The sequence below is a fragment of the Caballeronia sp. NK8 genome, assembly GCF_018408855.1.
GTDB lineage: Bacteria > Pseudomonadota > Gammaproteobacteria > Burkholderiales > Burkholderiaceae > Caballeronia.
The window spans coordinates 2244834-2267118 of sequence record NZ_AP024322.1; the positions used below are offsets into that span (position 1 = coordinate 2244834).

Genomic DNA, 22285 nt, shown 5'->3' on the forward strand with positions numbered 1-22285 from the left:
TCATGCTTAGTTTCGCGCTTGCTTTTCTGGTCTCGCTGCTCGTGACCTTGTTGATCGTGCGCTTCGCACACCTGCAGGAGGGCGTGCTTGGCGACACCGATCTCGCCGGCGTGCAGAAGTTTCACGCGCGGCCGGTGCCGCGCATCGGCGGCGTCGGCATCCTGTGCGGACTGACGGCATCGGCCGTGCAATTGCGATGGGGCTATCCGGCCGTGTCAGGCGGGATTCTCGGCATCGTCGCGTGCGGGCTGCCGGCGTTTCTCTCCGGGCTCATCGAAGACCTGACCAAGCGCGTCTCACCGCTTGCCCGCCTCATCTGCACGATGGCCGCGGCGGGCCTCGCCTACGCGTTCCTGAATATCGCGGTCACGCGCATCAGCGTGCCGCCGCTCGATTTCCTGCTGTCCTACGCGATCATTTCGTGCGCGGTGACGGTGCTCGCCGTCGCGGCGCTCGCGAACGCGGTGAATATCATCGATGGCTTCAACGGCCTCGCGTCGATGGTCAGCTTCATGATGTTCGCCTCGCTCGCCTACGTGGCGTTCCAGGTGCACGATCCGGTCGTGCTGTCCGGCTCGCTCATCATGATGGGCGCGGTGATGGGCTTCTTCATCTGGAACTTCCCCGCCGGCCTGATCTTTCTCGGCGATGGCGGCGCGTACTTCGTCGGCTTCATGCTGGGCGAACTCTCGATCATGCTCGTGATGCGCAACCGCGATGTTTCCGCGTGGTATCCGGTCTTGCTCTTCATGTACCCGATCTTCGAGACGTGCTTCTCGATCTACCGGAAGAAGTTCATTCGCGGCATCTCGCCGGGCATTCCGGACGGCGTGCATCTGCACATGCTCGTCTACAAGCGTCTGATGCGCTGGGCCGTGGGCGCGAAGAACGCGCACGAACTCACGCGGCGCAATTCGCTCACGTCGCCGTATCTGTGGCTGCTGTGCCTGATCGCGGTGATTCCCGCGACACTCTTCTGGCGGCACACGGTGCATCTGTTCTGCTTTGTAGTGGTGTTCGCGGCGACGTATGTGTGGCTCTACATGAGCATCGTGCGCTTCAAGGCGCCGCGCTGGCTGGTGTTCCGCCGGCCGCACACCGCGAAGAAATGAGCTGTCTTGTCGCGCGATGAACGCCGCCCCGCTCCGGGCGGCGTTTTCGTTTGCGGCCTTGCTTACTTCAGATGCTTGCTGAAGAAGTCGGCGGTGCGGCCGTTGGCGAGCTTCGCGGCGGCCGCATCGTAATGCGCGCCCTGGTTGCGCGCGAACGCGTGATGGCAGCCCGGATAGGTGAACGCCTCGACGTTCGCGTGCCCTTGCGCCGCCGCGAGCACGCGATTGCGCGCTTCGGCGGGAATGAACTCGTCTTCTTCGGCGAGATGCAGCATGAGCGGAACCTTGATCTTCGGCAGCTCGGCGAGGTATTGATCGGTGCCGCCGCCGTAGTAGGAAACCGAGACGTCCACATCGGTGCGCGCGGCGCTCAGGAACGACAACAGGCCGCCGAGACAGAACCCGACCGAACCAATCTTGCCCTGCACCTGCGAAAGCCCGCGCGCGAAGCCGATGGTCGCCGCGATGTCCTCCACGCCCGTGTTCACGTCGAACGCGTTGTAGTACTTCAGCGCCTGCTGCCATTCGGCTTCGGTGCGGTCGGTGAGCTCGACGTTCGGCTCGAGCCGCCAGAACAGGTCGGGACATAGCGCGACGTAGCCTTGACGCGCGTATTCGTCACAGGTTTCGCGCATGTCGGCGTTGATGCCGAAGATTTCCTGGATCACGACCACGGCAGGCGCGGGCGTTTGCGCGGGGTACGCGACGTAGGCGTCGAAATTGCCGTCGGGGGTGGAGATGCTGAGCATGTCGGACATGGGAGTCTCTTGGGTGAGGGTGAGATTGCCTGAAGTCATGCGGTGGGTCTGGATCGGCCAACGTACTGCTTGAGCAGGTCGGCCAGTTCCTTTACCAGAGTCTGCCAGATTGTGAGACTGTCTTTGTCGTCTTCCTTGTCGCCGGTCTCCCGGAAGACGAGGCGAACGAGGGGCAGCAACGCCACCGCGACAAGCGACGCGATGACGACGAGCGGCATGAGCAACAGGATCGCCTGAGGCTGATCGGCCCGAAGCGACTCGCTGAACACGCGCAAGCCGAACGAGCGAACCCACAGCGCGAACATGGCCACCAACGTCACGATCAGGCCAACCATTCCGAAGAAAGCATAGTTCCGGAATTTGCGAAACTGCCGTCGGTCGGCAATATATTCTTCGACCAGAGACAACCGCTTGACCGACCATTCATCATCGGACAATCTGGTTCTACGAGCGGACAATTCAGCGCGCGCGCTCTTCTCCTTTGGTGGGTCAGTATTCATGGCGCCCAACCTAGTCTCTTGAGCTTGTGTTCCAGAGCAATTTCGGTGACTCCGAACATTTCTCTCAACGTCTCGAAGCTGCCGATATTCCTTTTCTCGATAAGTATTTCGACGGCAAAACCGGGGATCAACAACTCGAGGGCAAATATATTGGCTTGCCTCTCGATCGCATCGAGTTGCACCGTTGCGAACTCATCAGCCGTATCGACGAACCAGTCGCCATGATCCAGCATGAAGTGCCCCAATTCATGAGCGATGGTAAAGCGCTGACGCATCTCCGGTTCATTCGGGTTCGTGTAGATATGCGGCCGTCCATCCAAGAATTCGAAGCGCCCGAAAGCGTCACCCAGATCGGGATCGTGCTCGACCGTCACTTGCGCGGCACGCGCGATGACGGTCGGATCGACCGGTAGAAACCCATCCCAATACTCCGAAAGCATGTACCGCGCAGCCATTCTCGGCATAATGATTGTTCTTCATCAGCAATTCATTGCTCGCAACAGACGTTTCGTAATCCTGTGCGTTATCGCGATGAAGCATATCATCGGCCTTCAGGCGTCTCCATGCACCTAGTCCGAATGGCTAATGCTGAGGGAAAAGTGGCGCGCGCCGAAGCAAGCCGGCACGCACGCAGGCCGACGCGGCGATGATCGCGAGTCCCCGGATGAAATCGAATTCGATCGACCGATCGGGTCCTTGCATGCATGTCGTGCCGAACAGGCCCGTGCCGTTCCCTTCTGCGAGGGTCGCTCGTTCTCGTATGGCTCGCGCGGCCAAAGCCGCGCGTCCTCGTGGGCCTGCTAACCCGCCAGGCGCGGGTGACCTCGTACCGGCACGCGCACGCACATCGCGCTTATTGAGTGGTCTCACGCCGGACCAAACCGCTTCCGGCGATTCAATCTTCGGTCGGGAAATCCGCGACGGTCCGCCAGAATCCCGTGTTTTACGGACACACCTCCGACCCACGCACCTGCGCCGCAAGAAACGTGCTGCGGCACACATGTGCATCCGTCGTTTCGCGCCGAAGCCTAGTCGCGAGACGCCGCCGTCACGGCGCGCGCGGAGGGCCGCTGATATATTCGATCGCAAAAATACGGGGATTTCCGGGGACGTCATGCGCAACAAGTTCGCCGTCGTCTGGATCTGGCTTTGTCTGATTCCGCTCGCGTTCGACTTCCGTGGCGCGGGGCCTTACAGCAAAGTCGTCGAGATACTGCTCACCGTGGCTTCGATGGCCGCGGCCTGCGCGATCCTGCTGATCGCGCCACGCTTCGCACGACGCTCGCGCCTGCGCACGCTCGTCACCGCGCTCCTTTTGCTGACGCTCATCGGCAGCGTCGCCACGCAATGGCTGCAAGGCAACGACCCGGGCAACTATCTGCGCGTGATCCTGCCGTTCCTGCTGATGCTGCTCGGATTTTTCGTGGGCGGCCGTCCGTGGGAACCGCAGCGTCTCGAGCAGATGGAACGCGCGATGGTCTGGTCGATCATCGCGTCGCTCGTGTTCGGCTACGGTGTCGGCATCGCGGCGGGCGGCGGGATCGAGAACGTCGGCGCGATAAGCGTCCCGGTCACGTTCCTCTGCCTGCAAGGGCTGCTGCTGCATGAATTCGTCTTCGCGAAACGCATCACGATATTTGCCGTACTGCTGTTTCTCGCGACGATCGCCATCGAACTCGTCAGCATGACGCGCAGCGTGCTAGTCGGCACCGTGCTGCTGCTCGCTTATGCGACGTGGCTCGCCGCGCCGTCGATCAGGCCGTTCTTCACGCGGGGCCTGCGCGCGGTCATGATCCTGACGCTGCTCGGCGCGACGGCGGCGGCATCGGCGGCGCTGTTCCCGGCCGTCGCCGAGCATTGGGTGCAGCGCGTGCCGTTCGCGCAGGACGCGCGAATCGTCCGCGATCCGGCCACCATCACGCGTCTTGCGGAGATGAAGGACCAGTACGATCAGACGACGTCATCGGCGCTCTCGATGACCGTGGGCATGGGCTACGGCCACGACTACGCGCTCCGGAAATGGACGGCCGGCCACGACTTCTGGGTCTATCAGTTCTTCGCGGGCGGCCTGTTGTTCGGTCTCGCGCTGCCGATCGCGATCCTGTGGGCGCTCTGGCGCGGCTCGATGGCGTACCGCGCGTGGCGGCATCGCGCGCCCGACGCGCCCGGCCTGCCGGTGCTCGGACGTGCGCTCTTCGTGCTCGCGGCGCTGCCGGCGACATCGATCGGCGGCAATCCGCTGGGCGACCGTTTCTCGGGCCTCGTGTTCGGCGTCGCGCTTGGGCTGGTCGTCGCGTCGTATGCGCGCATCTCGCACGCGATGCGCCTGCGCGCCGCCGAAGCGGCCGGACGACCCACGCAGCACACAACGGCCTTTTATGACGTGCCGCAAGACGCGTCGCTGCCCACGCAATCGATAGTGCCCCTGCGTCACTGAGCGGGCATATGCTCCCTGAGGTACGGAGCGAAACCGTTCTGCACGGCGATGATCTTGGTCGCGCAGTCGTCGAAGTCGGAGCCTCGCGCGCGTTCATCGCCAAACATGCCCTTGCATTGCGCGAAGAGCGAGATGGTCGCGCCGTTGCCGCTGGCGATGCGCGTCGCCGAAAACACCGGTTTGCCGGAACCCGAAGGCACGTCCGTTTCGATGGCGGCATCGTCGGCGCGCGTCAGACGTTCCTTCGAATTCTGCTCGACGTAGGTCTTCGTGAGCTTCCACGCCGCATCGCACTGCGCGGCGTCGCGGCATGCGACGGTCGCATTGCGTTGCGCCGTATCGAGCGACTGCTGCGAGAGCAGGAACGTGCGTTCCTTCTGCTGTTCTTTCTCGGCGGACGAGCAGGCGGTGAGGACGATCGAAGCGACGGCGAGAGCGATGAGCTTTTTCACGGGCGGACAGCCAAAAAACCAGGTCGGACGGCGATTATAACGACGCCCGCTTTCGCCGCGCCGAAAGCGCCACCGCGGCGCGCGCCCGCCCGCGTGAAATGGCCGCTCGCGCATGGCTTTTGGCGTCGATCGGCGGCGGCGCGCAATATCCTGTTTTCATGCATGCGCGCCGACGCATCGAACAACACCCGGAGGAGATCATGAAGCACGCGCTACGCACGGCCCTGTTGTCGCTGGCGATGACCGCTCTCGCGCCCACGGCCGCGCACGCAGGCGATGTCGCCGACGCATCGCCGACGGACAAGCTGCTCGCGCAACAGAACGGTTATGTGGGAAATCCTGCGGGAGGCGCGCGGCTGCGCCCGAGTGCGCCCAAGGCGGACGCCAAATCGATGATGACGCCCAAGAGCGCGGCCGCGACGCTCTATCCGGCGCCGCCGGGCCTGAAGGTTCCCGCGGCGAACAACCCGGCACGCGCGCGCGACATCTACAAGTCGCCGTATTGAGCATCCGGGCCTTGACGCCCGGATGCCGGGGCTTTCATTCCGCGATACTTTCGTAGCCGTAATATCCGGCGTAGGTGCTGCCCATCAGCACCTTCGACTGCGGCACATCGGTGAGCAGCACGCCTTTCATCTGCACGCCGCCGTTATGCAGACGCTTCATCGTCTCGCCGATCTCCTGCACCTGATTCTTGCCATGCCGCACGACCAGCAGGCTCGTGCCCGCGTGCCTGCCGATCACGGTCGCGTCCGTCACGGCGAGCACCGGCGGCGTATCGATGACGACCAGGTCGTAGTACTGCTTCAGCTCGGCGAGGATTTCACCCAGCCGGTCGCTCGCCAGCAGCTCCGAGGGATGCGACGGCAGCGAGCCCTTGGTGATGAGGTCGACGCCCGGCAGCACGTCGTGCAGGATCGTGCTCCTTACGTCGGCGCCCATCAAAACGTCCGAGAGGCCGGGCGAATGGCGCACGCCGAAGTGCGAGTGGATATCGCCGCGGCGCATATCGCCGTCGATCAGCAGCACGCGCTTGCGCGTCGAAGCAACCAGCGTCGCGAGGTTCGCCGAGAGGAACGACTTGCCCGCTTCCGGACGCGAGCCCGTCATCATCACGACGTTGTTGCGCGCATCGCCGAGTTGCAGTTGCAGCGACGTGCGCAGGCTGCGGATGCCTTCGACCGCCGCATCCTCCGGCGCCTTCGCGGCGAGCACGTGCAGCCCTTCGCGCCGCATGCCGACCTGGCGTTGCAGGCGAAGCTGCTGCGTGCTGCGCGGCACGATCGCGAAAACACGCGTGCCCAGTTGCCGTTCGATGTCTTCCGGACGCTCGACGCCGCCATAGAGCGCCTTGCGGATAAACGCGACGATGACGCCGAGCACGAGGCCGATGGCCGCCGAGATCAGGATCACGAGCATGCGCCTCGGGCGCACGGGATCGTCGGCGGCCTGCGCGAGATCGACGATACGCACGTTGCCGACCTGTCCCGCCTTCGCGATGCGCAGTTGCTGCGCGCTGGCGAGCAGGTTCGTGTACAGCTCGGTGTTCACGCGCACGTCGCGCATATAGCGCAGCGCGATCTGCTCGGTATCTGGCAGCGTCGACACGTTCTTGCCGAGGCGCGTCTGCGCGGCGGTGAGCGCGGCGATCTGCGCGTCGAGCGCCTGCACCGACGGATGATTCGCCGTGAAGCGCAGCGACAGTTCCGCGCGCTGTTGCTGCAGGTCCGTGAGCTTGGTCCGGTTATCGACGACCTGCTGCAGCAAGAGACGGCTTTCCTCGGTGAGATCGACCGTGCCCTGCTTGTTGCGGAACGCGTTATAGCGCTGCTCGGACTCGTCGAGCTGCTTTTTCACGAGCGGCAATTGCTGATCGAGGAACGCGAGCGTGTGCTCCGATTCGGCCGAACGTTTCGCGGCATCCTGCTGCACGTAGCGGTTCACGATACTGTTGACGATCTGCGCGATTTCCTTCGCATTACTACCTTCCAGCGATACGCCGATGATGCCGGATTGCGCTGCCGTCTCCGCCACGGCGAGACGCTGCTGAAGACGGTCGATGGTCGTGAGCGTCGAGAAGCGCTGCAACTCGAACTGCACGCCGGGATGACCGACGAGCCTGTCGACCTTGAGCGTCACCGGACCGTGCGGCGTCATGCCCGACACCTGCTCGCCGACGCGGCCCGAAAGAATCGCGACGCCTTCGGGATCGTTCACCACGTAAGCGCCGTGAACGCCTGCGACGAGCGTGAATTTTTTCTCGTAGAGATCCTTCGGCGTTTCGAAGAGCGGCACCTCGATCTGCTCGCCGCCCCACGCGAAGCGCGACAGATAACCCGGCGGAACCGGAATGTCGAACTTCGCGAGCGCGTTGCCGATCAATCCGCCCACGACGGGAAAGCCGCGCGGCGCCGCGCCGATGTCGAGATGCAGTTGCCGCACCGTGTCGTCGATGACCATACGCGAGCGCAGCAGTTCGATCTGCGCGGCGGTCGCGGACTTCGCATCGGACATCTGCGGAAGCGACTGAGCCGTGTTCGCGTTGGCGTTGAGATTGAGGTTTGTGCTGGTGTTCTTGCTGCCGTCGTCCACCTGAATCAGCGCGTCCGCCTTGTAGACCGGCGTCGCAGTGTAGGCGTAGGCAGTGCCGAGCGCGATCACGGCAAGCATCACGACCGTGACGAGCTTCCAGTTGCGCATCACCGCTGCCAGATAGTCGGACAGCCGCAACTCGTCGCCCGTCGATACGTCCGCGTATCGTGAATCAAAGTTCATCGCCATGATCTCGCTCGCTTGCTTTTTTTAAGTCGAACAATGATTTTCCGGCGCGCCCCCGCGCGCGCCGGTCAGACGCTTACTTCGTCAGCACGGCCGCCGTCAGACCGGCGTTGATCGCCGGCAGGAGCAGGTTCAGGACGCGCGAGAAGCGCACCAGGCCGTTGTTGTCCACGTAGACGACGTCATGCGGCTGCAGCTCGAAGTTGTTCGCGAGCAGCATCGACACCGGCGAACGCGCGTCGAGGTGATACACCTCGGGCTGGTCCGTCGCGCCGTTGCGGATCACGTACACCTCGCGCGGATCCGACGTTTCAGCATTGAAGCTGCCCGCCTGCGACACCGCGTCCGAGAGCGAGAGCCTGCCGCTGCGCATCGGAATGACCGTCGCCGGGCGGGTCACTTCACCCATCACGTAGACGCCGTTTTCGTCGCGCGAATCGACGCGCAGCGCATCGCCCGGCTTCAGCATGATGTCCGAAGGACTGCGGCCCTTCGCGGTCATGCCGGCCATGTTGATCTTGTACGTGACGCCATCGCGGATCAGCGTGACGCGGCTCTGGTCCGCCGTCGGCGCGAAGCCGCCCGCGCGGCCGACCGCCTCGGTGAGCGTCATCGGAATGTCGTTGATCTGCTGCGCGCCCGGCGTGCGTACGTCGCCGTCGATATACACCTGCGCCGCACGGAACGAATTGACGCGCACCGTCACCTGCGGCTTCACGAAGACCTTCGACAGCTCCGCATACAGCTCGCGCTGCACCTGCGTCTCGGTCTTGCCGACGACGTGCAGCGGCTTGTTCACGTACGGAAACTGGATGTTGCCGTCCGCATCGACGACGAAGCCAGGCGCGGCATCGGCGGTGCGCGCCTGAGCCAGCGGCTGGCCCAGCGCCGCGACGAGCTCGGGGTGATCCCAGACCGTGATCTGCAGCACGTCGCCGATGCCAAGCTTGTACGGTCCCGGCTTGCCGTAGAGCGACGCGTTCGGATCGGGCGCGGTGGAAGGCTGCACGGTGCGCATCTTCTTCACGAGCGCGGCATCGATCTGCGTGATCGGAATGTTGGTCGTGCTCGCCGGATCGCCCTGGTCGTTCGACGTCTCGACGAGCGCGGCCGGCTTTTCCATGTGCATGCCCGGTGCGAGCCCGCAGCCGGTCAGGATCACGGAGATGGAAGCTGCCGCAGCCAGGCTCGTGAGGCGGAAGATACGCGACACGTTGGTATTGGCGGCCATGGAGGTGGTGCCTGGTTGTTGTTGGTTATGCATGATGGTCGTCCCCTGCTTCAGTAAGCGTTGGTGTGGCGTAGTCCCTTGAAGATCGTTGCGGCGATGATTCTCATATCGAGTCCGAACGACCAGTTACCCAGGTAGTACAAATCGTGAGCGACGCGTCCTTCCATCTTTTCGATCCGATCCGTTTCTCCACGAAAACCGTTGACCTGGGCCCAGCCGGTGATGCCTGGCTTGATCCGGTAACGATGGATATACCCCGATACGACCTTCTGATACAGGTCGTCATGTTCGAGCGCGTGTGGACGCGGGCCCACGACTGACATGTCGCCGCGCAGAACGTTGAAGAACTGCGGCAGCTCATCGAGGCTGGTGCGGCGCAGGAACGCTCCGACACGGGTCACGCGCGGGTCGCCGCGTGTGGCCTGGCGGAGCACTCCGGCCTGTTCCGTGTGCATGCGCATCGAACGGAACTTGTAGATGGTGAAGACGCGGCCGTCCGCGCCCTTGCGGCGTTGCCTGAAAAGCACGGGCCCGCGTGAAGTCAGCTTGATCGCGAGCGCGATGCAGATCAGCAACGGCGCGACGGCGATGATCGCGCCGAGCGCGAACGCGCGGTCGAAGAGTTCCTTTTGCAGCTGCGCCGACGGCGACATCGGCGACGCGACCAGATTGATCGCGGGCTGGCCGAGCAGGTCCGTCACGCCGCTTTCGAAGAGCGCGAGGCTGCGCACGTCGGGAATGAAGCGCACGTTGACGAGATCGTCGCGGAATTCGTTCACGAAGCGCAGAATCGTGCGCTCCTCGGAAAGCGGAAGCGCGAGCCACACTTCGTGCACGTTCTGCGCGCGCACGAAGCTCACGAAGGCATCGAAATTGTCGTAGACCGGCACGCGCGTGTTGATCCGTTTGCCGGGCGCGGCGTTGAAGGCCACGCTCGCGCGAAAGCCGGTGTCCTGCGAGCGCTCGATCTTGCGCAGTATCAGATCGCAATGCCTGCCGCAGCCGATCACGGCCACTTCCTGCAGGTTCATGCCGGCGTTGCGCATGCGCGCGAGGATCACATGCGTGATGAGACGCCCGGCGATCATGAGGCCGCCGGACATCGCGGTCCAGTAGGCGAACCAGAGCCGCGACACATAGTCGAGACGATGCAGGGAAAACATCAGTGCCAGCGCGCAGCCTTGCACGACGAGCCAGCCGAGCGACACCTGACAGGCAAGCTGGAGCTTGCTGCGGCCGCGCCACGACTGGTAGACGCCGAAGCCAGGAAAAAGCGCGAGCGAAAACGCCGCCGCGAATGCGACGAACGCCATCGAGTAAGTGTGAGCCTCGATGTACTCGAACCTGATTTGCGACGCTACCGCCGCGCCGCCGACGATCATCAAGACGTCGAACAGGCGCGCGAGCAATCCCTGTAAATCGCGCATGTTTTCTCCCCGAACGCAATCAGCCCTTTACCGCCCCGCCTGTCTCCTCCTCGCGTGCGCCCGTCTTCTCGCTTTGCAAGCCGATGCAGACAAGTCTCTCTCGCTCTGCCTCTTGATACCGCGTCCTGCTTCACACTTCAGTTGCATCGGCCATAGTTGTCGTCGAAACGCACGATGTCGTCTTCGCCGAGATAGCTGCCCGACTGCACTTCGATGATCTCGAGCGGCACCTTGCCCGGGTTCTCCAGGCGATGCCGCACGCCGAGCGGAATGAACGTCGATTCGTTCTCGCTCAACAGGAACTGTTCTTCGCCACGCGTGACGAGCGCCGTGCCGCACACGACGACCCAATGCTCCGCGCGATGGTGATGCATCTGCAGCGACAGCTTCGAGCCCGGCGACACCACGATGCGCTTCACCTGGAAACGCTCGCCGTGCTCGATCGAATCGTAGAAACCCCACGGCCGGCGCACCTTGCGATGCGCGTCGGCTTCGGGCGCATGCTGCTCGCGGATGCGCGCAACCAGCCCCTTGATGTCCTGCACGCGCGAACGGTCCGCCACGAGCACCGCGTCATCCGTCTCCACGACGATCACGTTGGTCGTGCCCACGCACGCGACGAGCCGCCCGCCCTCGGAGCGCGCATAGCTCGACGTCGCGCCTTCGAACACGACGCGCCCGCTTGCGACGTTGCCGGATTCGTCCTTGTCCATCGCGTCCCAGACGGCGTCCCACGAGCCGAGATCCGACCAGCCCGCGACGAGCGGCACGACCACGCCGTCGCACGGCTTGCTCGGCGTGCCGATGTGCTCCATCACGGCATAGTCGATCGAATCGGACGGTGCGCGGCCGAACTGCGCGGCCTGCGGACGGAAGAACTTGCCGTCGGCCTCGCCTTCCTTCGCTGCGGCCGTGCAGGCCGCGAGCATGTCGGCGTTGAGTTGCCCGAGCGCCGCGAGCCACACGCTCGCGCGCACCACGAAGATGCCGCTGTTCCACCAGTACGTGCCGGCCGCGACGTATTGCGCGGCGAGTTCGGCCGCCGGTTTTTCGACGAAGCGGTCGATGGCGTGCGCGCCGTCATCGAGCGCCGCGCCCAGGCGGATATAGCCGAAGCCGGTGTCGGGGCGCGTCGGCGGAATGCCGAGCGTCGCGATCACGCCGCGCTCCGCGTGCTCCGCCGCGATCGAGATCGCGCGATGCAGCGCGGGAATATCGGCGATGGAGTGATCGGCGGGCATCGCGACCATGATCGCATCCGCGCCGTTCTTCACCGCGGCGAGCGCCGCGAGCGTGAGCGCAGGCGCGGTGTCGCGCCGCGCCGGCTCGACGATGATGTGCGCGTCGACACCGCTCTCGCGCATCTGCTCCTCGGTGGTGAAACGATGCTCCTCGCCACATACGATGATCGGTTCGCCGTCGACCTTGAAGTCGCCCGCGAAATCTTTCAGTCGCGAAACAGTAGCCTGCAATAGCGAATCACGACCGACGACGCCGATCAACTGCTTCGGGAATTGTTCACGCGACATCGGCCACAGGCGGGTGCCCGAGCCGCCGGCGAGAATGACCGGGACGAGGCGTCGGCAAGGCCCGGCCATCACGGCCGGACCCGCCTCCACACCTGCCGCTCCCTGCGCCACTCCACCTTCCGTGCGTGCTTCATTCGTCATAAAGGACTCCTGCCTGCATGTTCATCCGAACGGCGTGAACCGTCCGGGAATGATTAAGTGCCGAACCGATGAGGTCCGGCCAAATGTCCGACGCTTTACGCCATAGTTGGCGTGTCAGCGACCCGCGTCACACTTCGCGCGTTTCAGCCGTTTGCTTCGCGCCTGCTCTGCATCCGGTATTCGGTCGGCGAGATCAGAAGGCGCTTGCGGAAGATCTTGGCGAGCCTGTCGCCGTTGCCCATGCCGCTTCTGCGCGCGATCTTGTCGACCGGCAGCTCCGAATCCGTCAGCAGCGCGCAGGTCACGGCGAGACGCGCCTGCAGCAAATAATCGGATGGCGTGATGCCCATCTCGATCTTGAAGCGGCGCAAAAAGTTGCGCTCGCTCATCGCGGCCACCTGCGCCGCATCGACGACCGAAATCGGCCGTTCACAGTTGTCCTGCAACCAGCGCGCCGCCGCGCGGATCTTGTCGCCCGCCGACGCCGCGCCGCTGTCGCCAAGAATCGACACCAGCTTCGCGGCGGAACCCGGCATCAGGCGCTCGGCCACGCTGCGCGACACGTCGATGCCCAGATCGCGCTTGACGATGATGAGCGCGCCCTTCATCGATTCGTAGCGGTCGCCCGCATCGCCCTGCTGCTCCTCGCGCACGAGGTGAATCATCGCGTTGCCGTAGCGCTGCGATTCCTGCGCGTGACCGATGCCGGCGGCGTCGAGCACCTTGCGGCCCTCGGAGATGGCGCGCACAACGGTCGTCTTCGACTGCACGCGGCGCAGCCATTCGATGATGCGATCGTCCTTCGCGGCGTCGTCAGCGCCACGGCCGCCCGCGACGAACAGCGCGTCGAAGCCGCCGTAGTGACGCGCGTCGAGCCCGTCGGTCCACACGCGCACCGACGACGAGCACGCGACATTGCCGCCTTCGACCGACAGGAAGCGCACGTCATACGTGCAGTCCGGCCGGGACTTCGCAGACGACAACTCGTTCGCCATGTGAAAGACCTCCGCGACGATCCCCGCGCCCAGCAGGGAGAAACCGTCGAACAGCAAGATTGCGATGCGGCGGACCTCGGCCTGCGAGGCTCTCGTCGCGGGTGGTGTCCAACCCGTGACTGCGGGTTCTACATTGGCGTAAGGCATGGTCATCCTCTGCTGCTTTGTTTCCTGGAGTGCGCGGAAGAGTTTCTCGGCCATTGCGGCGCATCAATGCACTATCCCGAACTTCGCCGGGTTGCCGTGACCGATTGGAACGAAGTGATGGCGGATTCGATCCGCTGGCTTGAATAATAAGCAGACAATGTTTTTTGTGCTCTGGAATTTCGCGTTTGAACGACAGAATCTGTTCCGCTGTGAGGGTGACCGCACATTGGTATGCCTTTTCCAAATCGCAACGGCGCGCATTTTTCAGTGGATGAAAAATACGATTGGTTTTGTCATACAAAGTGTGGCTGCAGGCGTTAGCGCATTTCGTCCCGCAAGCCGCCGGATCGGACAGCCGGATGGCCGCAACGCCATGATACACGGCCCTGCGTGGTTCTCCGGGCAGCGCATCGGCCCGGTAGGATCATTGAAATTGATGCAAAAATGAAACATCGATCCGAGGCTGCGCAGTAACTCGAATCAAGGAAATCGGAAAATTTTGGATTTACCGTTACATTTACAAACGCTGGCTAATTAACATCTGATTCGCCTATTTAATAGCTCTGCTGAACTGCCTTTCGATTAACGATGATTTTCAATTAAGCGAACGCAAGGTCGAAAGTCGATTTTAAACCGGCCCGCGCGATTTTTATTCAACGACATAATGCGGTGTTTTCATATGGATTACGTTGCTGCGGCGCAATAAGCGCCGGCTGGCGGCGACGCCGCGCGCACGCGGACCCGGCGCGCGGCCACTTCCATCTCCGCCTCGTATATTTGCGGCGGCGCACGCCGCGACGCCGCTTTTTGAATGACCGAATGTCTGGCCACGTAATCATCGGGCGAATGGTTTTAAATTCGCGCGAACCGTCGACGTCCGCGCCTGCGGGATTTAGTGCGGCGGCGGCAGCGCGGCATCGGTCAAGTTTGCTGCCTCGATGTGCCGCGTGACTCGCGTGGCGGCATCCGTCGGATGTTTCAGTTGTGAGAATCGATGCGGATTCGAACATGGCCGACCTGCCCGATCGATCCGACAAAACATCCCGCCGCGTGCCCGCGCGCACGGTCGCGCGGCGGCGCGGGCGTCATCGTGTGCGCTTGAGCGCGCGACAGACACGGAGCGAAGATGCTGAGCAACACGGATTTTCTGACGGTGGTTCGGCTGACGCCGCTTGTGGCGATCGATCTGATCGTCACCGACGGCAAGCGGCGCGTTCTCGTGGGCCGTCGCCGCAACCGTCCTGCGCAGGGCACCTGGTTCGTGCCGGGCGGGCGCATCGTGAAAGATGAAACGCTCGACGCCGCATTCAGGCGCATCGTGCACAACGAACTTGGGGTCGCGAGCGCGGAGCGTTCGGCCACGCGCTTCTTCGGCGTGTACGAGCATCTCTACGACGACAACTTCGCGGGCGCGTCGGACATCGGCACGCACTACATCGTGCTCGCTTACGCGATGACCTTGAGCGGCACCGTGCCGATCGGACGTTTCGATCAACACAGCGAATATCTCTGGCTTGGCGCCGACGATCTGCTCTCACGCGACGACGTGCACGAGAACACCAAGGCCTACTTCCGCTGATCCCGCAAACGCGCGCGCTGAAAGGACAAACGGCGCACATTGCTGCGCGCCGCCCGCCCCTTCCGCCAAGAAACCTGTTGTGCCGCGACCGTCCGGTTTCATCAGACGTCACGGATGATGCGAGCATATTCCCCGCGTATCGAGATCATCTGCCAACAGTTCGTCAATTTCGGACTTGCGACCCGGGGACTGTTGGCCGCCGCGTATAGTGCGAGCCATGTAACCCACTTTCCCGTACTTTCGTTCCTTCATGGATGGGACCGGGACACGCCGCCGACATGCCGGCTCCGGTCCGCACAGGGAGACGTCGATGGTGTATGCCAATGGCTCGGGCAGGCTTCAGGTCGTGCGCGGCGTCGCGCACGACACGCCGCCCGCCGATATGGCCAGCGCGGCGAAGCGGATCGGCATCCTGATCTTCGAGGACTTTTCGCTCGTCGAAGTCAGTTCGATCTCCGAGGTGTTCTCGCTCGCCAATCAGGTTCGCCTGCCCGCGGATGCCGCCGGGCGCGCGGCGGCGCCCAACTATTCGCTCCTGTTCCTGTCGAGCGAGGGCGGCAGCGTGGCGAGCAGCTGCTCGATGCGCATCTGGACCGAGAGCCTCGAAACGCGCTGGATGAACGAGTGCGACGCGCTCTTCATCGCGGGCGGCGTGGGCGCGCGGCATGTGCGCAACGACGCGGCGCTGAGGAAGCGTCTCGGCCGCGTCGCGCCGAAGATTCCGTTCATCAAGGCGATCGGCGAAGGCGCGCATATTCTCGCCGCGGCCAGTCTCTCCGTGCAGAACCGCTCGCTCGATTTCACTGCGGAGTCCGCGGATCGCGCGCACTCGCCCGCGCTGACGTCCACGTTGACGAACCCGCTTTTCATCGCCGAGCAGACGCTCACGCTCGACGATCCGAAAGGGCCAATCGCGGCGGCGCTGTCCATCGTCAAGCGCGATCACGGCGCGACGGTCGCGCGGGAAGTGTCGGAGCGTTCGATTCCCGGCGCGTGGCAGAAGCTCGCCACCGTGCTCGACGATACCGACAGCGGCGGCGTGCGCCAGAAGATCGAGACCGCCGCGCGCTGGATTCGCGAAAACTACGTGCGGCCGATTTCCATCACGGATGCGGCGCGCGTCGCCGCGATGAGCGAGCGCAATTTCCTGCGCCGCTTCAAGGCGCAGATCGGGCTGACGCCGTCGGAATATCTGCTGCGCGCCCGGCTCGATGCGAGCTGCATGCTGCTCGCCGCAACCGATCTGCCCGTCGACAAGATCGCGCGGCGTTGCGGCGCGGGCAGCGGCGACGGCCTCGCGAAAATCTTCCGCAAACGGCTCTCCATCTCGCCGACCGAATACCGGCTGGCGGGCCGTCGAAAACAGGGCGACACCTCGTAAGCGGGTTCGACGGGCCCGCGAGATTACCTATAACGGACACGCATGGAATCAAGGGTACTCTGGATCCTTTCGAATCTCGGCGACGCGGCTTTTTTGCTCCCGCTCGCACTCGTCTGCGCACTGTGGCTGCGCTCGGTCGACCTGCGCCTCGCGTTGCGGTGGGCGGTGCTGCTCGCAATCGGCATGGGCTTCGTCGGTCTCTCGAAGATTCTCTACGCCGGTTGCGGCGTCGAAATAACGGCGATTCAGCTGCGCATGATCAGCGGTCACACGATGCTCGCCGCGTCGATCTACACGGTCGCGGGCGGGCTGCTGTTCGGCGGTTTCGGCGGCGGGTGGTATCGGCTGGGCGCGGCGGGCGGGCTTGCGCTCGCCGCGGCGATCGGCGCGAGCCGCATCATGCAGGACGCCCACACGCCGGCCGAAGTCGTCGCGGGCTGGGTGCTCGGCGCGGCCATCGCCGGCCTGTTCCTCGCGCGCGTCTTCGACCAGCCGCGCAAGATGCCGCGCGCGCTCGCCGCGGGTGTCGGGCTGCTGGCGGTTTCATCGATCGCGTACGGCCATCACGCGCCGTTTCAGCGCATGATCGAACATTACTCGGGGTGGCTCTGCCAGGGATTGGGGTTCTGAAACGGCGCGGGCGCGGGCGAACCCAAGTATGATCGTCGCTTGAAAAAGCTGGCTGATTCTTCGCGCGCGCCGTTCGGGGCGCGCGATTACGTTCCGGACCCCGAGCATGGACCGCTTTCTTGCAATGAAAGTCTTCGCGCGAGTCGTCGAGGCGGGCAGTTTCTCCAAAGCCGCCGACGCCCTGCGCCTGCCTCCCGCCAGCGTCTCGCGCACGCTGCAGGCGCTCGAAGCCCATCTGGGCGCGCGCCTCATCAATCGCACGACGCGCAGCATCAGCATCACGGAAGACGGCGAGGCCTATTACGAGCGCTGCGTGCGCGTGCTGGGCGAAGTCGACGACATGGAAGCGTCGCTTTCGCATTCGAAGCTGAGTCCGAAGGGGAACGTGAAAGTCAGCCTGCCGCAGGTGATGGCGAAGAACACGATCATTCCCGCGCTGCCGGAATTCTTCGCGGCGTATCCGGATATCGGCGTCGAGCTGCTGCTGACGGACCGGCAGGTCGATCTCGTCGAGGAAGCGGTCGATTGTGTCGTGCGCGTGGGCGCGGTCGGCGATGTCGGGCTGGTCGCCAAGCGCATCGGCGCGTATACGCAGATCACGTGCGCCGCGCCGGGCTACATCGAGAAACATGGCGAGCCGGCTTCGCTGGAGGATCTCGAACAGCATCTGGCCGTCGGGTATGTGCTGAACAACTCGGGGCGCGTGCGCAACTGGGAATTCGTCGTCGATGGAGAGACGCGCACCGTCGCGATGAAGCACAAGATCGCCGTGAACGACGGTGATTCGTATATCGCGGCGGGGGTCACGGGACTCGGGCTGATTCAGAGTTCCAGCTACACGCTCGCGCCGCTCATCAAGAGCGGCGCGCTCAGGGAAGTGCTCAGCGACTATCCGTCGTATCCGCGGGTGGTGTCGGTGCTGTATGCGGCCAATCGCCATCAGCCTCGGCGTGTGCGCGTGTTCATCGACTGGGTTGCGGAGCTGTATGCGCGGTTGCCGACGTTTCAGGTCAGCAGGGGTTAGGCTTTCACACCGCGCGCGAACGGCATCGCGCACCAGTCGTAATCGCGATACGCGCACTCGACCGCATGAAGATCCGCTGGCCGCGCGCTAGCGTGAACCCCGTACAAATGCGGCAACGCCATCTCGACACCGACGCAGTTCGCATAATCACGCGCACGCATAAGCGCAGGAATCGTCGTGAAGAACGCCGTAGTCGGCACGCCAAAGCCCGCCGCGATATGCAGCGCCGCCGTGTCCGCCGTCACCAGATAGCGTGCGCGACCGACCCACGCGAGGAAATCGCCGGTATCGACAGAAAGCGACGCGATGTCGCGATACCGCGGATGATCGACCGCGCCGAACCCCATCACCGGCAGGCCGGTTTCATCCGCGAGCCGCGCCACGATACCCGCACGCGCCGACGCCGGAATGCTGCGCACCGGCGTGCTGGCATCGGGACAGAAAAGCGCGTAGGCCTCGCGCGCGGGCGTAGGCAAAGGCACATCGGCGAGCCAGCGATTGCGTTTGTCGTCGGCATCGATGGTCTGCGGCGCGACGCCCAGCGCCCACAGGAAGAAGTCGATCATCGGCATCGAGGCGAAGCGCGGCCAGAAGAGCTGATTGCCGATATCGATCTTCAGCTCATCGACAGGCAGGCGCGCGAGCGGCACGGGCAAGTCGACGATACCGCCACAACGCGGCGCCGCGAGTTCGTAAAGACGCTGCACATAGCGCGGCGCGCGCGCCGGACGGTAGATCGTGAACGCGAGATGCGGATGCAGCCGCTTGATCGCGAAGAGCGCCGAAAGCCCGATGATCGAATCCCCGAGTGTGACGCCGAATGCGTTGACGAGATGAACGCGGCTCGCGCGCGCATAGTCCGCATCGAAAGGCGCGCGGCCCGCGTTAAGGATATCGGCGGGAAGCGGGGAAAAACCGGCGGCATCGGCATGCGTGACTTCGAGATCGTACGGCGCGACGATCTCGCCGCTCTGCGACAACAGTGAGCCCGCGTGGGTCAGCGCATGAACTTCGTCGAGCGTCGTCATGCGTGACCGCCCGCTTCAGCCCGCCGCGCCGCGCTCGGCCGCCACCTTCGCGACCTGCACGCTCTGCAGCACGGGCATCGTCGTCGTCTGATACTCCGGCACCCAGCGGCGCAGATCGCGGCGCACTTCTTCATCGGACAGCACGCGATGCTGCATGAGCCACGGCAACAGTTCGTCGATGAAATGATCCGGCACGCCCCGCGCCTGCGCGATGCGCAGCTTCGGATGCGGCGTGCGCGTAGTGGTTTCGTCGTCGGCGAGCAGTTCCTCGTAGAGCTTTTCGCCCGGACGCAGCCCCGTGAACACGATGCGGATCTGCTCTTCCGAGAACCCGTAGAGCCGAATCAGATCGCGCGCGAGATCGACGATCTTCACGGGCTGGCCCATGTCGAGAATGAAGATTTCGCCGCCGCGTCCCATGCTCGACGCCTGCAACACGAGCTGCGCGGCCTCGGGAATCGTCATGAAGAAGCGCGTGATCTCCGGATGCGTGACCGTGACCGGCCCGCCCTTCGCGATCTGCTGCTGGAACTTCGGAATCACGCTGCCCGCGCTGCCGAGCACGTTGCCGAAACGCACCGTCTCGAACTGCGTGCGCGGCGCGGATTGCTGCAGCGCCTGACACGCCATCTCCGCGAGACGCTTGCTCGCGCCCATCACGTTGGTCGGATTGACGGCCTTGTCGGTGGAAATCAGGACGAAGTGGCGCACGCCGTGGCGGATCGCCGCGCGCGCGACGCGCAGCGTGCCGAGCACGTTGTTGCGCACCGCCTGCCATGCGTTCTGCTCTTCCATCAGCGGCACGTGCTTGTAAGCCGCGGCGTGGAAGACGATATGCGGCGTGAAGCGCGCCATCGTCTGATCGAGCAGGAGCGAATCTTTAGCATCGCCAACGACCGGAATCACCGAGCACTCGGGAAAGCGCTCGTGCAGTTCCTCGATGAGACGGTACATCGCGTATTCGGAGAGATCGTAGGCGACCAGTTGCGCCGGCGCAAAGCGCAGGATCTGCCGGCACAGCTCCGAGCCGATCGAACCGCCCGCGCCCGTCACCATCACGACGCGCCCGTGCAGCAACTGCTCGACGTGCGGCATGTCGATCTTCACCGGCTCGCGGCCGAGCAGGTCTTCGAGGTCGATCTGCCGCACGCGCGACAGGAAGTTCTGCCCCTGCGTGAGCGGCGAGAGCGCGGGCAGCACCATCACCTTGACGCCCGCGCGCACGCACAGCGTGGCGACACGCCGCTGCTCCTCGACCGACGCCGACGGAATCGCGATGATCACGTAGTCGACCTTCAGTTGCTCCGCGATGCGCGGCAGATCGCCGAACGAGCCGAGCACCTTGTGCGCGAGCACTTCGCGGCCTTGCTTGCCGGGATCGTCGTCGAGCATGCCGACGAGGCGCCACTCGCTCGAGCGCGCCAGTTCACGCGCGAGCATCGCGCCCGCCGTGCCCGCGCCGAGCACGATCACGGGCTTGCCCTGCCCCACGAGCCCGCCGTACAGATAGAACTCCTTGGCCGCGCGATACAGCGCGCGCGCGCCGCCCATCGCGAGGAACAGCAGCAGCGGCGAAACGATGAGCACCGAGCGCGGGATGATGGGTATCGGCTGCGACATCACCGCGCCCACCATCACGACGAGCGCGCCGACGATGATCGACTTTGAAATACGCATCAGGTCGGGCAGGCTCGCGAACACCCACATGCCGCGATAGAGACCGAACACGCGAAACACGACGGCGTAGACCGGCAGCACCCAGACGAGCGCGGCGAGCGCGCCTTCGCGGAAGTCGTGGGGCACGGCGCCGTTGAAGCGGATCACGTACGCGGCAAGCCAGGACCCGGCCACGGCGGCCAGATCGAAGAGGAATGCGCCCGCCGATAGCCATGATGCTTTTATTCGATTCATCAGCCGGCCCCTCAAGTTTGTTCGGAATGGCGCGTCGCATGACGCCGCCAACGCGCATCGACCGCCGCGCCCGCTGCCACAACCACGACGGCCCAGCCTGTCACTGCCGCCCACTGCCCCGCGAACGAAAACCGCAGTGCCCAGTTGGCAAGCATTATGCCCGCCAACATGAGCGCATACCATGCGAGCGCGGTTCGCGCGTGTCCGACGCCCGAGCGCACCATGCGCTGATAGTAATGCTCCCGATGCGCCTGCCAGAATTTTTCGCCGCGCGCGAGACGCCGCAACAGGGTGACCGACGCATCCGCGATGAACGGTGAAAACACGACCGCCGGGAACCAGACCGGCCACGCGCCTCGCTGCCAGCCCCAAAACCCAAGCGCGCCAGCGAGAAAACCCAACGGAATAGACCCGGCGTCGCCCAGAAAAATCCGGGCCGGATGGAAATTGAGGGTCAGGAATCCGGCCGCGGCGGCGGCGATCGCCGCGCTCGCGAGACCCAGATCGGCATGCGGCGCGGGCCCGGCGAGCGCGGCGAGCGCGTAGCCGCCGAAACCGAACAGCGCCATGCCGCCGGCGAGCCCGTCGGAGCCGTCCATGAAGTTGTAGAGATTGACGAGCCACAACATCAGAAAGCCGACCAGCGCGAGCGCCCACCACGGCACGTCCGCCGGATGCGCGACGATGACGAGCGCGACCGCGACCATATGCGCCGCAAAGCGCACGCGCGCGGGCAGCCCGCGGCGGTCGTCGATCTGCGACACGGCCGCCAGAAAGACCGCGCATGCGGCGACGAGCCACATCGACGGCGCGGCGAGCACGAGCGCGATCACGGCGACCGGTACGACGCCCCAGCCGCCGACGCGCGGCGTCGGCCGCTCGTGCAGCGAGCGCTCGTTGGGGATGTCGGTGGCCAGACGCCACGCGAGGCCGGTGCCCAGCAGCGTCCGAAGGATCAGCGCGCACGCGGCGAACGCCAATACCACGACCGCCGTCGCGGTCAGCAGCGGCGAAGCTTCAAAATACGAAAGCAGCATGCAATGTCATCGAGTTGTCGAAACGAGGCCCTATCGTCCTGGCAATTCTTTTCTCGGGAAAACCCCGAAGGATACGCGAACATTCGCCGGGTTTAGTTTTAAATATCTGACGAATAAGGAAAATCGCGCTGACAGAACCTGTCAGAAGTCTTGCAACGCCGATGTCGAAACAGCGCGTATTTTAACTT

20 protein-coding genes are annotated in these 22285 nt (G+C 64.2%); 8 read left to right on the forward strand and 12 right to left on the reverse strand.

All coding sequences use genetic code 11. The features are described from left to right. The first annotated feature begins 2 nt into the window (after positions 1 to 2). Positions 3 to 1112, forward strand: coding sequence for a glycosyltransferase (locus NK8_RS10750; RefSeq protein WP_213226307.1), 1110 nt, complete (start codon positions 3 to 5; stop codon positions 1110 to 1112). 62 nt (positions 1113 to 1174) lie between these two features. On the opposite strand, the gene NK8_RS10755 is transcribed toward NK8_RS10750, so the two are convergent. Genes NK8_RS10755 through NK8_RS10765 form a run of 3 tightly spaced genes read right to left on the reverse strand, consistent with a single transcriptional unit; the run spans position 1175 to position 2810 of the window. Continuing rightward, positions 1175 to 1870 (reverse strand): dienelactone hydrolase family protein, encoded by a 696-nt coding sequence (locus NK8_RS10755; protein ID WP_213226308.1) that lies wholly within the window; start codon positions 1868 to 1870, stop codon positions 1175 to 1177. Positions 1871 to 1905: 35 nt separating this feature from the next. Further along, positions 1906 to 2370, reverse strand: a complete 465-nt coding sequence (locus tag NK8_RS10760; protein ID WP_213226309.1) for a hypothetical protein — start codon at positions 2368 to 2370, stop codon at positions 1906 to 1908. Further along, positions 2367 to 2810 carry an ImmA/IrrE family metallo-endopeptidase gene (locus NK8_RS10765; RefSeq protein ID WP_213226310.1) on the reverse strand — a complete coding sequence of 148 codons (444 nt, stop codon included), beginning with the start codon at positions 2808 to 2810 and terminating at the stop codon, positions 2367 to 2369. The genes NK8_RS10760 and NK8_RS10765 overlap by 4 nt, the downstream gene beginning before the upstream one ends. 674 nt (positions 2811 to 3484) lie before the next feature. Here NK8_RS10765 and NK8_RS10770 point away from each other — a divergent pair. Beyond that, positions 3485 to 4807, forward strand: a complete 1323-nt coding sequence (locus tag NK8_RS10770; RefSeq protein WP_225936160.1) for a hypothetical protein — start codon at positions 3485 to 3487, stop codon at positions 4805 to 4807. On the opposite strand, the gene NK8_RS10775 is transcribed toward NK8_RS10770, so the two are convergent. Continuing rightward, complete coding sequence (locus NK8_RS10775; protein ID WP_213226311.1) at positions 4801 to 5259, reverse strand: hypothetical protein; 459 nt, start codon at positions 5257 to 5259, stop codon at positions 4801 to 4803. The two genes, NK8_RS10770 and NK8_RS10775, sit on opposite strands and share 7 nt — an antisense overlap. A 200-nt stretch (positions 5260 to 5459) precedes the next feature. Here NK8_RS10775 and NK8_RS10780 point away from each other — a divergent pair, with 200 nt between their 5' ends. Further along, a complete protein-coding gene (locus NK8_RS10780) occupies positions 5460 to 5765 on the forward strand; it encodes a hypothetical protein (RefSeq protein WP_213226312.1) in 306 nt (101 codons plus the stop codon). A gap of 34 nt (positions 5766 to 5799) precedes the next feature. On the opposite strand, the gene NK8_RS10785 is transcribed toward NK8_RS10780, so the two are convergent. The 5 genes from NK8_RS10785 to NK8_RS10805 all read right to left on the reverse strand — a co-directional run bounded on the left by NK8_RS10785 (position 5800) and on the right by NK8_RS10805 (position 13507). Next, positions 5800 to 8040: a polysaccharide biosynthesis tyrosine autokinase gene (locus tag NK8_RS10785; protein ID WP_213226313.1), complete on the reverse strand. Its 2241-nt coding sequence runs from the start codon at positions 8038 to 8040 to the stop codon at positions 5800 to 5802. A gap of 73 nt (positions 8041 to 8113) precedes the next feature. Next, complete coding sequence (locus NK8_RS10790; RefSeq protein WP_162066176.1) at positions 8114 to 9268, reverse strand: polysaccharide biosynthesis/export family protein; 1155 nt, start codon at positions 9266 to 9268, stop codon at positions 8114 to 8116. A gap of 50 nt (positions 9269 to 9318) precedes the next feature. After that, entirely contained in the window at positions 9319 to 10695 is a 1377-nt protein-coding gene (locus NK8_RS10795; protein ID WP_213226314.1) for an undecaprenyl-phosphate glucose phosphotransferase, read from the reverse strand. A 137-nt stretch (positions 10696 to 10832) separates the two neighbouring features. Next, on the reverse strand, positions 10833 to 12293 hold the full coding sequence (locus tag NK8_RS10800) for a mannose-1-phosphate guanylyltransferase/mannose-6-phosphate isomerase (protein ID WP_213228611.1): 1461 nt from the start codon (positions 12291 to 12293) through the stop codon (positions 10833 to 10835). Positions 12294 to 12508: 215 nt separating this feature from the next. Further along, on the reverse strand, positions 12509 to 13507 hold the full coding sequence (locus tag NK8_RS10805; RefSeq protein ID WP_162066179.1) for a GlxA family transcriptional regulator: 999 nt from the start codon (positions 13505 to 13507) through the stop codon (positions 12509 to 12511). Between the two features lie 139 nt (positions 13508 to 13646). On the opposite strand from NK8_RS10805, the gene NK8_RS10810 reads away from it, so the two are divergent. The 5 genes from NK8_RS10810 (at position 13647) to NK8_RS10830 (ending at position 18121) form a co-directional block, all read left to right on the forward strand. After that, complete coding sequence (locus tag NK8_RS10810; RefSeq protein ID WP_213226315.1) at positions 13647 to 13955, forward strand: hypothetical protein; 309 nt, start codon at positions 13647 to 13649, stop codon at positions 13953 to 13955. Between the two features lie 678 nt (positions 13956 to 14633). Continuing rightward, entirely contained in the window at positions 14634 to 15086 is a 453-nt protein-coding gene (locus tag NK8_RS10815; protein ID WP_213226316.1) for a GDP-mannose mannosyl hydrolase, read from the forward strand. A 310-nt stretch (positions 15087 to 15396) separates the two neighbouring features. Next, a complete protein-coding gene (locus tag NK8_RS10820; protein ID WP_213226317.1) occupies positions 15397 to 16467 on the forward strand; it encodes a GlxA family transcriptional regulator in 1071 nt (356 codons plus the stop codon). A 42-nt stretch (positions 16468 to 16509) separates the two neighbouring features. Next, entirely contained in the window at positions 16510 to 17097 is a 588-nt protein-coding gene (locus NK8_RS10825; protein WP_213226318.1) for a phosphatase PAP2 family protein, read from the forward strand. 106 nt (positions 17098 to 17203) lie between these two features. Then, the gene (locus NK8_RS10830) at positions 17204 to 18121 is read left to right on the forward strand and encodes a LysR family transcriptional regulator (protein ID WP_213226319.1); all 918 of its coding nucleotides are present in this window, start codon (positions 17204 to 17206) and stop codon (positions 18119 to 18121) included. Here the strand turns inward: NK8_RS10830 and NK8_RS10835 are convergent. From NK8_RS10835 to NK8_RS10845, 3 genes are read right to left on the reverse strand one after another with little or no spacing between them, the layout of a single operon-like run. Beyond that, positions 18118 to 19149 carry a glycosyltransferase family 9 protein gene (locus tag NK8_RS10835; RefSeq protein ID WP_213226320.1) on the reverse strand — a complete coding sequence of 344 codons (1032 nt, stop codon included), beginning with the start codon at positions 19147 to 19149 and terminating at the stop codon, positions 18118 to 18120. The two genes, NK8_RS10830 and NK8_RS10835, sit on opposite strands and share 4 nt — an antisense overlap. 15 nt (positions 19150 to 19164) lie before the next feature. Then, positions 19165 to 21060 carry a nucleoside-diphosphate sugar epimerase/dehydratase gene (locus tag NK8_RS10840; RefSeq protein WP_213226321.1) on the reverse strand — a complete coding sequence of 632 codons (1896 nt, stop codon included), beginning with the start codon at positions 21058 to 21060 and terminating at the stop codon, positions 19165 to 19167. Positions 21061 to 21071: 11 nt separating this feature from the next. Then, a complete protein-coding gene (locus NK8_RS10845) occupies positions 21072 to 22097 on the reverse strand; it encodes a glycosyltransferase family 4 protein (protein ID WP_162066187.1) in 1026 nt (341 codons plus the stop codon). Positions 22098 to 22285 lie beyond the last annotated feature (188 nt).